The sequence below is a fragment of the Prosthecodimorpha staleyi genome (genome assembly GCF_018729455.1).
GTDB classification, from domain to species: Bacteria; Pseudomonadota; Alphaproteobacteria; order Rhizobiales; family Ancalomicrobiaceae; genus Prosthecodimorpha; species Prosthecodimorpha staleyi.
The window spans coordinates 252,887-263,883 of record NZ_JAHHZF010000011.1 but is presented as its reverse complement, the minus strand read 5'-3'; the positions used below and the strand labels follow the sequence as shown (position 1 = coordinate 263,883).

The window sequence follows — 10,997 nt, the reverse complement described above, 5'->3', positions numbered from 1 at the left end:
CGGGCCTTGTCCGGGGATGCGACCGGGAGATCGGTGGGGAGATCGGCCGGGAGATCGGTTGGGAGTCCTCGCATGTGCGAAGGTCTACGCCATCTCGCAGCGCATTCCCGGCCGCAGCGTCAGCGGAGAGCCGGGACCCACCCTGCCGTCAACTTGCCGCAAGAGCTTGAATCGGTTGGCGATCTGGATGCCGTTGCGGAGCGAGTAGGCCCCGGATCTGCGGCCCTTCGGGCCTTGTCCGGGGATGCGACCGGGAGATCGGTGGGGAGATCGGCCGGGAGATCGGTTGGGAGTCCTCGCATGTGTGAAGCTACGCGCCATCCCGCAGCGTATTCCCGGCCGCAGCGAAGCCGAGAGCCGGGACCCACTCTGCCGTCAACTTGCCGCAAGAGCTTGAATCGGTTGACGATCTTGACGCCGCTGCAGGGCGAGTAGGCCCCGGATCGGCGGTCCTCACGGGCCTTGTCCGGGGATGCGGCCGAGGGATCGGGCGGGGTACCCGGGCTTGGTGCATTGGGAGGTGATTGCCCGTCCCGCAACGCAATCCCGGCCGGAGCGCGAGGCTCCGGCCGGGCAGGGTCGGGGGACGGTCGGCAAGGCAGGCCGGAGCGTTCAGGGGCAGGCCTTGGCGGCCTCCGGACTCTTGCCGGCGGTGGCCGCCACAGTCGCGGTCGGCGCGCCGGCGGGGGTGGCTGCGGCCTGGGCATCCGGCGCCGGGCAGGTCTCCTCGGCGTCCAGTTCCTCGACTTCCGCGTCGGCGACCGGGGCCTTGACCGCCGCGGGGGTCGGGATCACGGCCGGAGCGCCGACGACGGGGGCGGGCGGCGCATTGCCGGCTGCGGGAGCGCCGACGGGCGGCTTGGCGCCGAGCAGGACGCCGGTCACCACCGCGCCCGTTCCGACCACCGCGGCCTTGCCGGGCAGCTTGCCGGCGGTCGCGGGGCCGATCCCGGCCGCAGCCGGGACACCCGTCGCGAGGCCGGCCGGCGGCGGATTGCCGGGAACCACGGTGCCCAGCGTCGGGGCCTTGTCCGTTTCGCCGGCCCCCTCGACGGGCGGCTGGACGATGATCGCCGTGCCGCCGTTGGCGCCGGTGCCGTTCGGCACCGTGCCGTAGCCGTAGCCATAGCCGGTGCTCGGACGATAGCCGTAGCCGGTGCCGTAGCTGTAGCCGCGGCGATAGCTGCTGCCGTCGTTGTAGCCGTAGCGATAGGCGCCGCGGTCGCTGCGGTAGCCATAGTCGTACCGCTTGAAGTGGCGCTTCTGGTAGCCGTAGCCGCCCTGGTGGCCGCCCTTCCAGCTCTTGTGGCCCTGGTGGCCGGACCAGCCGGCGGACGCCGGCAGTGCGGTGGCGGCGAGAGCGGCAGCAGCGGCGGCGGCGAGGATGACGGTGCGCATGGTCGGGGTCCTTTCGGGTTCGGGACGGCAGGGTCGCCGTTGATGTCCCGATCCTGCCCCGTGCCGCGCCGACCTTCAGTTCCCCAGGGAACATGTCGCCAACGAACCGGGATCGACCCGTGCCCCGGCTCGGGGGCTACTCCGATGCGGCCCGCCCCGATGCGGCCCGCATCGTCCGGCGGCCAGCCGTGCCGCCGTCAGTCCCGCCGGGTCAGCGTGCGGGCGACGGCATCCTGCCAGAGCGCGACCTTGCGGCCGCGCGTCTCGCCGTCCATGGCCGGGCGGAAGCGCCGGTCGAGCGCCCAGCCTTCGGCGAAGACGGCCGGCTCGGGCAGCACGCCGGCCTGCAGGCCGGCCAGATAGGCGGCGCCGAGCGCGGTCGTCTCCAGGACCTTCGGCCGGTCGACCGGCGCGTCGAGGATGTCGGACAGGAACTGCATGGTCCAGTCCGAGGCGACCATGCCGCCGTCGACCCGCAGCACCGTATCCGCATCGCCGGCCCAGTCGCCGCGCATCGCCTCGACCAGATCGCGCGTCTGGTAGCCGACGCTTTCGAGTGCGGCCCGCGCCAGTTCGCGCGCCGAGGTGCCGCGCGTCAGCCCGTAGAGCGCGCCGCGGCAGTCGGCATCCCAATAGGGTGCGCCGAGGCCGACGAAGGCCGGTACCAGGATCACGTCCTGCGCCGGATCGGCGGTGGCGGCGAGCGCGCCGCTCTCCTCGGCCGAGCCGATCACCTTCAGCCCGTCGCGCAGCCACTGCACGGCCGCGCCGGCGATGAAGATGGCGCCTTCCAGCGCATAGGTGCGCTTGCCGCCGAGCTGGTAGGCGATGGTGGTCAGGAGCCGGTTCTTCGAGGCGACCGGCTTCTCGCCGGTGTTGAGGAGCGCGAAGCAGCCAGTGCCGTAGGTCGACTTCATCATGCCGGGCCGGAAGCAGGCCTGGCCGACGGTCGCCGCCTGCTGGTCGCCGGCGATGCCGGAGATCGCGACCGGGCCGTCGATCAGGTCCGAGATGGTGGTGCCGAAGGCGGCGGCGGAATCGCGCACCTCCGGCAGCATGGCCATCGGCACGCCGATCAGCCGGCACAGATCCTCGTCCCAGGCGCCGCGATGGATGTCGTAGAGGAGCGTGCGCGAGGCGTTGGTGGCGTCGGTCGCGTGGACCCGGCCGCCGGTCAGCCGCCAGAGCAGGAAGCAGTCGACGGTGCCGAAGGCCAGTTCGCCGCGCTCCGCCCGCGCCCGCGCGCCGGGGACGTGATCGAGAATCCACGCCACCTTGGTGCCGGAGAAATAGGGATCGAGCAGGAGGCCGGTCTTGGCTGCGACGGCCGGCTCGTGGCCGGCGGCCTTCAGCCGCGCGCAGGTCTCGGCCGTGCGCCGGTCCTGCCAGACGATCGCCCGGTGGATCGCCGCGCCGGTCGCCCGGTCCCAGACCACGGTCGTCTCGCGCTGGTTGGTGATGCCGATCGAGGCCACGTCGGCCGCGGCGGCGCCGGCCTTGGCGAGCGCGGCGCGCATGGTCGTCACGGTCGTGCGCCAGAGGTCCTCCGGGTCGTGCTCGACCCAGCCGGAGGCCGGATAGTGCTGCGGAAACTCCTCCTGGGCGACCGCCGCGATGGTCAGGTCGCCGCGGAACAGGATCGACCGGGTCGAGGTCGTGCCCTGGTCGATCGCGAGGATGAAGGTCATGCGGTTTCCCCCGGTTCAGTCGGCTGCCGCGCCTTGGCTCTGTCTCGATCATCACTTCGCACCGCCCGGCCGGTCCGGGCAAGCCGTCAACGGGCCGTGGCGAAGCGGTCGTGGAACGGGGGAGGGCCTTGCGACCCTCCCCCGCATCCGTGTTGGCGACCGGGCATCGGACGACGCCCGGGCTGCGATCAGCTCTTCTTCGGCGGGGTCGCCGGCCAGGACTTGATCAGGGTGTCGTAGTCGACGGTCTCACCCTTCGGCTTCTCGTTGGCGAGCTTGCGCTGCGGGGCGATGTTGCCGTCCTTGGCCGACTTGGCGAACCAGAACTCGGCGGTCTCCTTCTTGTTCAGCTTCGGACCGCATTCGCCCTGCACGCCGGACTTCTCCAGGCGCTCGAGCACGGAGTCCTGGGCCGCCGCGAGGCTGTCCATGGCCGCCTGCGCGGTCTTGGCGCCCGAGGAGGCGTCGCCGATATTCTGCCACCAGAGCTGGGCCATCTTCGGATAGTCCGGGATGTTGTTGCCCGTCGGGGTCCACTGCACGCGCGCCGGCGAGCGATAGAACTCGATCAGGCCGCCGAGCTTCGGCGCCCGCTCGGTGAAGGACTTATCCCAGATGTCGCTCTCGCGGGTGAAGGTCAGGCCGACATGGCTCTTCTTCAGCGAGATGGTCTTGGAATTGATGAACTGGGCATAGAGCCAGGCGGCCTTGCGCCGGTCGACCGGGGTCGACTTGAGCAGGGTCCAGGACCCGGCGTCCTGGTAGCCGAGCTTCATGCCTTCCTTCCAGTAGGCGCCCTTCGGCGAGGGGGCCATGCGCCACTTCGGCGAACCGTCGGCATTGACGACCGGGCCGGGCTTGACCATGTCGGCCGTGAAGGCGGTGTACCAGAAGATCTGCTGGGCGATGTTGCCCTGGGCCGGCACCGGACCGGCTTCGCCGAAGGTCATGCCCTGCGCCTGCGGCGGGGCATATTTCTTAAGCCATTCCAGGTACTTGACGATCGAGTAGACGGCCGCCGGGCCGTTCGTGTCGCCGCCGCGTTCGACCGAGGAGCCGACCGGGCGGCAGCCCTCCATGCGCACGCCCCATTCGTCGACCGGCAGGCCGTTCGGGATGCCCTTGTCGCCGTTGCCGGCCATCGACAGCCAGGCGTCGGTGAAGCGCCAGCCCAGCGACGGGTCCTTCTTGCCATAGTCCATGTGGCCATAGACCTTGACGCCGCCGATCTCCTTGATGTCGTTGGTGAAGAACTCGGCGATGTCCTCATAGGCCGACCAGTTGACCGGAACGCCGAGCTCGTAGCCGTACTTGGCCTTGAACTTGGCCTTGTACTCGGCATTGGTGAACCAATCGTAGCGGAACCAGTAGAGGTTGGCGAACTGCTGGTCGGGCAGCTGGTAGAGCTTGCCGTCCGGGGCGGTGGTGAAGGACTTGCCGATGAAGTCGTTCACGTCCAGCGTCGGCAGGGTCACGTCCTTGCCCTCGCCGGTCATCCAGTCCGACAGCGCGATGGCCTGCTTGTAGCGGAAATGGGTACCGATCAGGTCGGAATCGTTGATCCAGCCGTCGTAGACATTCTTGCCCGACTGCATCTGGGTCTGGATCTTCTCGACCACGTCGCCTTCCTGGATCAGGTCGTGCTTGAGCTTGATCCCGGTGATCTCGGTGAAGGCCTTGGCCAGGGTCTTGGATTCATACTCGTGGGTCGTGATCGTCTCGGAGACGACGTTGATCTCCATGCCGACGAAGGGCTTGGCGGCGTTCACGAACCATTCCATCTCCTTCATCTGCGCTTCCTTGGAAAGCGTCGAAGGCTGGAACTCGCTGTCGATCCACTTCTTCGCCTCGTCCATGCCGGCGATGGCGGTCGTCGAGGCCAGCGCGATCATCAGACCGGCCAGACCGAACGTCTTCTTGGTTGCGGACATTGATTCCTCCCGAATTTGCGTGCGCCTCCCATTTCGACGATCGGGCCCGCACGCCGGCCCTCCGTCGCAGAACCCCTCACACCCAGCGGAACACCGCCGCGGCGTAGAGAAGGGAAATGCCGCTCGCCAGCCACAGCCGCGAGACTTCGAGACCTTCGCCAACCGGCAGCGTCGCGATCGTGTCGGCGCCGAACAGCGGCAGGAAGATCAGATGGATGAAGGCCGAGCCGAGCAGGGCGATGAAGAAGCGGTCGCCGCGCGTGGTCGGAATGCGCAGGATGCCGACGCGCTCGACCTCGGGATGGCGCACCGCCAACACGGTCAGCGTGCCGAGGCCGAGCGCGATCAGGCCGTAGAAGATCAGGGTCGCCGGCGTCCAGGCCATCCAGGCAAGGCTCTCCATCACACCCTCCCCAGGGCGAAGCCCTTGGCGATGTAGTTGCGCACGAACCAGATCACGAGCGCGCCCGGCACCAGGGTCAGCACGCCGGCCGCCGCCAGCTGGCCCCAGTCCATGCCGGCCGAGGAGGCCGTGCGGGTCATGATCGAGGAGATCGGCATGTTGTTGGTCAGCGTGCGCGCAAGCAGCAGCTCGACCCACGAGAACATGAAGCAGAAGAAGGCCGCCACCCCGATGCCGCTGGCGATCAGGGGCACGAAGATCTTCACGAAGAAGCGCGGGAAAGAGTAGCCGTCGATGAAGGCGGTCTCGTCGATCTCGCGCGGCACGCCGGACATGAAGCCCTCCAGGATCCAGATGGCCAGCGGCACGTTGAAGATGGTGTGGGCGAGCGCGACGGCCCAATGCGTGTCGAACAGGCCGACCGCAGAATAGAGATTGAAGAAGGGCAACGCGAACACCGCCGGCGGCGCCATCCGGTTGGTCAGGAACCAGAAAAACAGGTGCTTGTCGCCGAGGAAGCGGTAGCGCGAGAAGGCATAGGCGGCCGGCAGTGCGACCGAGATCGAGATCAGCGTGTTCAGCGCGACATAGATCAGGCTGTCGACATAGCCCATGTACCAGGCCGGGTCGGTGAAGATGTTGATGTAGTTCTTCAGCGTGAACTCGCGCGGGAACAGCGTCAAGCCCTGGTTGGTGATCTCGGAATTGTTCTTGAAGCTCATGTTCATGAGCCAATAGATCGGCAGCGTCAGAAAGACGAGATAGACGGTCAGGATCAGGCTGCGGAGCCGCATGACGATCAGCCCTCCTTCGGCCGTTGGGCGTCGACCTGGGTCATCACGGTGTAGAAGACCCAGCAGACGGCGAGGATGATCAGGTTGTAGACGATCGACATGGCGGCGGCCTTGCCGAGGTCGAACTGGCCGAGCGCGATCTTGACCAGATCGATCGACAGGATGGTGGTCGAGTTGCCGGGACCGCCGCCGGTGACCACGAAGGGCTCGGTGTAGATCATGAAGCTGTCCATGAAGCGCAGCAGCACGCCGATCAGCAGCACCCGGCGCAGCTTCGGCAGCTGGATCGTCGTGAACACGGCCCAGCGCGAGGCGCCGTCGATGGCGGCAGCCTGGTAGTAGGCGTCCGGGATCGACTTCAGGCCGGCATAGGAGAGCAGCGCGATCAGGCTGGTCCAGTGCCAGACATCCATCACCACGATGGTGAACCAGGCCGAGAAGACGCCGGAGGTGTAGTTGTAGGGGATGCCGAGGATGTGGTTCACGAAATAGCCGAACAGGCCGATATCCTCGCGGGCGAAGATCTGCCAGATCGTGCCGACCACGTTCCACGGCACCAGGAGCGGCAGCGCCATCAGCACCAGGCAGGCGGCCACCCGCCAGCCGGACCGCGGCATGGACAGCGCGACGAGCACGCCGAGCGGCACCTCGATCGCCAGGATGATCCCGGAGAACAACAGGTTCCGGCCGAGGCTGTCGTAGAAGCGCCCGCCGAGTTCGGTCGAGGGATCGAGCAGCTCCTGGTACCAGCCGATGCCGTTCCAGAAGAACTGGTTGTTGCCGAAGGTGTCCTGGACCGAATAGTTGACAACCGTCATCATCGGCACGACGGCGTTGAAGACGACCAGCAGGAAGGCCGGCAGGACCAGGAACCAGGCGCGGTGGTGGAGGGGCTTGTCCATGGCTCAGGCCCTCCCGGACGCCGGCACGCGGTGGCCGTCGGCATAGACGTGGACATGGGCGGGGTCGGCGCTGAGCCGGATCCCGTCGGCGGGAATTTCGGCCGCTTCCGGAGCGATCGCGGCGAGCGGCCGGCCGTCCAGTTCGCAGCGCAGGATCTTGTGCCGGCCGATATCCTCGACCCGCTTCAGCGCGACCGGGAAACCCTCGCCGCCGGCGGCGAGCCGGAGGAATTCCGGGCGGATGCCGATCTCGGACTTGACCCCGGCGGCCAGCGGCGCGTAGCCGGCGCCGAGCCGGATCTCGGCCGTCCCGACATGGGCGCGGTCGCCGTCGATCTGCGCCGGCAGCACGTTCATCCCGGGCGAACCGATGAAATAGCCAACGAAAGTGTGCTCGGGACGCTCGAACAGTTCCTGCGGCGTGCCGAGCTGGACGACCTCGCCGTCATACATGACGACGACCTTGTCGGCGAAGGTCAGCGCCTCGGTCTGGTCGTGGGTGACGTAGATCATGGTCACGTCGGATTCCTCGTGGACGCGCTTCAGCTGCGCCCGGAGAAGCCATTTCATGTGCGGGTCGATCACGGTCAGCGGCTCGTCGAACAGGATGGCGCCGACATCGGCACGCACCAGGCCGCGCCCGAGCGAGATCTTCTGCTTCATGTCGGCGGTCAGGCCGCGCGCCGGCCGGTTCATCTCGCGCTCGAGGCCGAGCATGCGCGACACCTCGGCGATGCGCCGGTCGATGGTCGCGCGGTCGACGCCGCGATTCTTGAGCGGGAAGGCCAGGTTCTGCGCCACCGTCATGGTGTCGTAGATGACCGGGAACTGGAACACCTGCGCGATGTTGCGCTTCTCGGTCGGCAGCCGCGTCACGTCGCGCCCGTCGAACAGGACCGCGCCCTGGCTCGGCGTGACCAGGCCGGAGATGATGTTCAAAAGCGTGGTCTTGCCGCAGCCCGACGGACCCAGCAGCGCATAGGCGCCGCCATGTTCCCAGGTGTGGGTCATCTCCTTCAGGGCGAAATCCGACGGCTTCGACGGATTGGCCTTGTAGGAATGGGCGAGGCGGGCGAGTTCGATCCTGGCCATGCTGGTCTCCCTCAGGCCGCCGCCACGCCGGTCGGGGCCGCCGCGAGGCGCCCGTCCGTGCCGAAGACGAAGAACCGGTCCGGATCGAGATGGATGTCGATCACCGTCTCCGGCAGGTATTCGACGACGCCCGGCACCAGCGCGATCCAGCGCTCCGTGCCGGCATCGACATGGATGAAGCTCTCCGAACCGGTGATCTCGGTCACCGCCACCTTGGCCGAGACCTTGATGGCGCGCGGGCTCTCGGCGCCGAGCGTGACATGGTGCGGCCGGAAGCCGAGCCAGTAGTCGCCCTCGGCGAGACCGGCGAGCGGCCCGACGGCGGGCGTGTCGGCGACGCTGCCGAGCGACAGCCGGCCGCCGCGCACCGTCGCGCGGGCGAAGTTCATCGGCGGATCCGAGAAGGTCTCGGCCGTGGTGCGATCATGCGGCCGGCGGTAGACCTCGACGGTCGGGCCGAACTGGGTGATGCGGCCCTCGCGCAATGTCGCGGTGTTGCCGCCGAGGAGCAGCGCCTCGGTCGGCTCGGTGGTCGCATAGACGAAGATCGCGCCGGTCTTGTCGAAGATGCGCGGCAATTCCACGCGCAGCTCCTCGCGCAGCTTGTAGTCGAGATTGGCAAGCGGCTCGTCGAGCAGGACCAGCCCGGCGCCCTTGACGACCGCGCGGGCGATGGCGGTACGCTGCTGCTGGCCGCCGGACAGCTGCAGCGGCGTCTTGTCGAGCTGCGATTCCAGCCGCAGCAGCGCCGCCGCTTCCATGACCTTGCGGTGGATTTCGGCCTTCGGAGCGCCCTTCACGCGCAGCGGCGAGGCGATGTTCTCGTAGACCGTCATGGACGGGTAGTTGATGAACTGCTGGTAGACCATCGCGACATTGCGTTCGCGCACCGGCAGGCCCGTCACGTCGACGCCGTCCATGACGATCCGGCCGGCGGTCGGCCGGTCGAGCCCGGCCATCAGGCGCATCAGGCTGGTCTTGCCCGAGAGCGTCGGGCCGAGCAGCAGGTTGATGGTGCCCTTTTCGAGCGTCAGCGTGGTCGGATGGATGTGGGTCTCGGCGCCGACCACGCGCGACACGTTTTCGAGGCGAAGCGTCACGACCGGCCTCCCTGGGCGGCCAGGACCGCGCCGGTTGCGACATCGCCGCGGCGGGCGGCCATGTAGGACTCCAAGGCGGCAACCTCGTCGGGTTTGAAGCGCAGGCCGAGCTTGGAGCGCCGCCAGAGGACGTCCTCGGCGGTCTCGGCCCATTCGGTCCGCATCATGTGGTCGACCTCGCGGGCGGTCAGGTCGGCGCCGAACAGGCGGCCGAGATCGGCCAGGCTGCGGGCGTCGCCGAGCATGGCGAGCGCCTTGGTGCCGTAATAGCGGAACAGGCGCGCGGCGTGCCGTTCAGTCAGGTAGGGATGGCGCGTGCGGAGATCGGCGACCGCCGCCGGCACCGAGGCGACCGCGATGTCGCCGCCCGGCAGGTGACCGGTATCGGTCCAGGGCGCGCCCATGGCCGGGAAGGCGGCGGCGAGCTTCTCCAGCGCGGCCTCGGCGAGCTTGCGCGCCGTCGTGATCTTGCCACCGAAGACGTTGAGCAGCGGCGCCTGGCCGTCGCCGCCTTCGAGCTTCAGCACGTAGTCGCGGGTCGCCTCCTGCGCCTTGGAGGCGCCGTCGTCATAGAGCGGGCGCACGCCCGAATAGGTCCAGACCACGTCGGCGGGGCTGACCGGCTTGACGAAATAGGCGCTGACCGCTTCGCACAGATAGGCGATCTCGGACGCGTCGATCGCCGCCTCGCCGGGATTGCCGCGATAGTCGAGGTCGGTGGTGCCGATCAGCGTGAAATCCTGCTCGTAGGGGATCGCGAAGCAGATGCGGCCGTCGGCATTCTGGAAGATGTAGCAGCGGTCGTGGTCGTAGAGCTTCGGCACCACGATGTGGCTGCCCTTGACCATGCGCACGCGGTCGGGATCGTTGCGGCCGAGCGCGCCGCCGAGAAACGCGGACACCCAGGGACCGGCGGCGTTGACCAGCGCGCGGGCGCGAATCTCCGAGATGGCGCCGGTGCGGCGATCCTCAAGGCGGACGCGCCACAGGCCGTCCTCGCGGCGGGCGGAGACGACGCGGGTGCGGGTGCGGATGTCGACGCCGCGGTCGGCCGCATCGCGTGCATTCATCACGACGAGGCGGGCATCCTCGACCCAGCAGTCCGAATATTCGAAGCCGAACCGGAATTCCGGCCGGAGCGGCGCGCCGATCGGGTCGCGCCTGAGATCGATCGCGCGGGTGCCGGGCAGGATCTTGCGGCCGCCGAGATGGTCGTAAAGGAACAGGCCGAGACGGATCATCCAGCGCGGACGCAGGCCGCGGTGGTGCGGCAGCACGAAACGCAGCGGCCAGATGAAATGCGGCGCGGCGCGCAGCAGCACCTCGCGCTCGATCAACGCCTCGCGAACCAGCCGGAACTCGTAATATTCGAGATAGCGCAGGCCGCCATGGACGAGCTTGGTCGAGGCCGACGACGTCGCGCTGGCCAGATCGCCCTGCTCGGCGAGAAGTACGGTCAGACCCCGGCCGGCCGCGTCCCGCGCGATGCCGCAACCGTTCACGCCGCCGCCCACGACCGCAAGGTCGTAGCTTCGCTCCGCCACTCCCATTTCCATTCCCTCCCGGGGTCGCCACAACGGGGACCCTCGCACGGCGCGGTCGAGCCCGCCGCTTTCGGGAGGATGCTGTTCGAAGCAAAAACGAAAGTCAAACGAAAAAATCGAACGTGACGGCCCGCATCGGTTCGGG

Annotated in this window: 9 protein-coding genes; all 9 read right to left on the bottom strand. The window is 68.3% G+C overall.

Going from position 1 to position 10,997, the window contains the following annotated elements:
• Positions 1-612: 612 nt before the first annotated feature.
• The 9 genes from KL771_RS21825 to glpD all read right to left on the bottom strand — a co-directional run bounded on the left by KL771_RS21825 (position 613) and on the right by glpD (position 10,858).
• Positions 613-1,398 (bottom strand): hypothetical protein, encoded by a 786-nt coding sequence (locus KL771_RS21825; RefSeq protein ID WP_261970615.1) that lies wholly within the window; start codon positions 1,396-1,398, stop codon positions 613-615.
• A gap of 197 nt (positions 1,399-1,595) precedes the next feature.
• Positions 1,596-3,086, bottom strand: coding sequence for a glycerol kinase GlpK (glpK, locus tag KL771_RS21820; protein ID WP_261970614.1), 1,491 nt, complete (start codon positions 3,084-3,086; stop codon positions 1,596-1,598).
• Between the two features lie 188 nt (positions 3,087-3,274).
• Positions 3,275-4,978, bottom strand: a complete 1,704-nt coding sequence (locus tag KL771_RS21815) for an ABC transporter substrate-binding protein (RefSeq protein ID WP_261970628.1) — start codon at positions 4,976-4,978, stop codon at positions 3,275-3,277.
• A gap of 115 nt (positions 4,979-5,093) precedes the next feature.
• Positions 5,094-5,420: a DUF2160 domain-containing protein gene (locus tag KL771_RS21810; RefSeq protein ID WP_261970613.1), complete on the bottom strand. Its 327-nt coding sequence runs from the start codon at positions 5,418-5,420 to the stop codon at positions 5,094-5,096.
• The gene (locus KL771_RS21805; protein ID WP_261970612.1) at positions 5,420-6,214 is read right to left on the bottom strand and encodes a carbohydrate ABC transporter permease; all 795 of its coding nucleotides are present in this window, start codon (positions 6,212-6,214) and stop codon (positions 5,420-5,422) included. Before KL771_RS21805 ends, KL771_RS21810 begins: the two co-directional genes overlap by 1 nt.
• A 5-nt stretch (positions 6,215-6,219) precedes the next feature.
• Positions 6,220-7,116, bottom strand: coding sequence for a carbohydrate ABC transporter permease (locus KL771_RS21800; protein WP_261970611.1), 897 nt, complete (start codon positions 7,114-7,116; stop codon positions 6,220-6,222).
• Between the two features lie 3 nt (positions 7,117-7,119).
• On the bottom strand, positions 7,120-8,208 hold the full coding sequence (locus KL771_RS21795) for an ABC transporter ATP-binding protein (RefSeq protein ID WP_261970610.1): 1,089 nt from the start codon (positions 8,206-8,208) through the stop codon (positions 7,120-7,122).
• Between the two features lie 11 nt (positions 8,209-8,219).
• Entirely contained in the window at positions 8,220-9,308 is a 1,089-nt protein-coding gene (locus KL771_RS21790) for an ABC transporter ATP-binding protein (protein WP_261970609.1), read from the bottom strand.
• Positions 9,305-10,858, bottom strand: coding sequence for a glycerol-3-phosphate dehydrogenase (glpD, locus tag KL771_RS21785; RefSeq protein ID WP_261970608.1), 1,554 nt, complete (start codon positions 10,856-10,858; stop codon positions 9,305-9,307). Before glpD ends, KL771_RS21790 begins: the two co-directional genes overlap by 4 nt.
• Between the last annotated feature and the right edge of the window lie 139 nt (positions 10,859-10,997).

Excerpts from the sequence above, each read along its gene's own strand:
- KL771_RS21825 (WP_261970615.1), bottom strand. The coding sequence starts at position 1,398 with ATGCGCACCGTCATCCTCGCCGCCGCCGCTGCTGCCGCTCTCGCCGCC.
- glpK (WP_261970614.1), bottom strand. The coding sequence starts at position 3,086 with ATGACCTTCATCCTCGCGATCGACCAGGGCACGACCTCGACCCGGTCG.
- KL771_RS21795 (WP_261970610.1), bottom strand. The coding sequence starts at position 8,208 with ATGGCCAGGATCGAACTCGCCCGCCTCGCCCATTCCTACAAGGCCAAT.
- glpD (WP_261970608.1), bottom strand. The coding sequence starts at position 10,858 with ATGGGAGTGGCGGAGCGAAGCTACGACCTTGCGGTCGTGGGCGGCGGC.
- KL771_RS21800 (WP_261970611.1), bottom strand. The coding sequence starts at position 7,116 with ATGGACAAGCCCCTCCACCACCGCGCCTGGTTCCTGGTCCTGCCGGCC.
- KL771_RS21810 (WP_261970613.1), bottom strand. The coding sequence starts at position 5,420 with ATGGAGAGCCTTGCCTGGATGGCCTGGACGCCGGCGACCCTGATCTTC.
- KL771_RS21805 (WP_261970612.1), bottom strand. The coding sequence starts at position 6,214 with ATGCGGCTCCGCAGCCTGATCCTGACCGTCTATCTCGTCTTTCTGACG.
- KL771_RS21815 (WP_261970628.1), bottom strand. The coding sequence starts at position 4,978 with ATGATCGCGCTGGCCTCGACGACCGCCATCGCCGGCATGGACGAGGCG.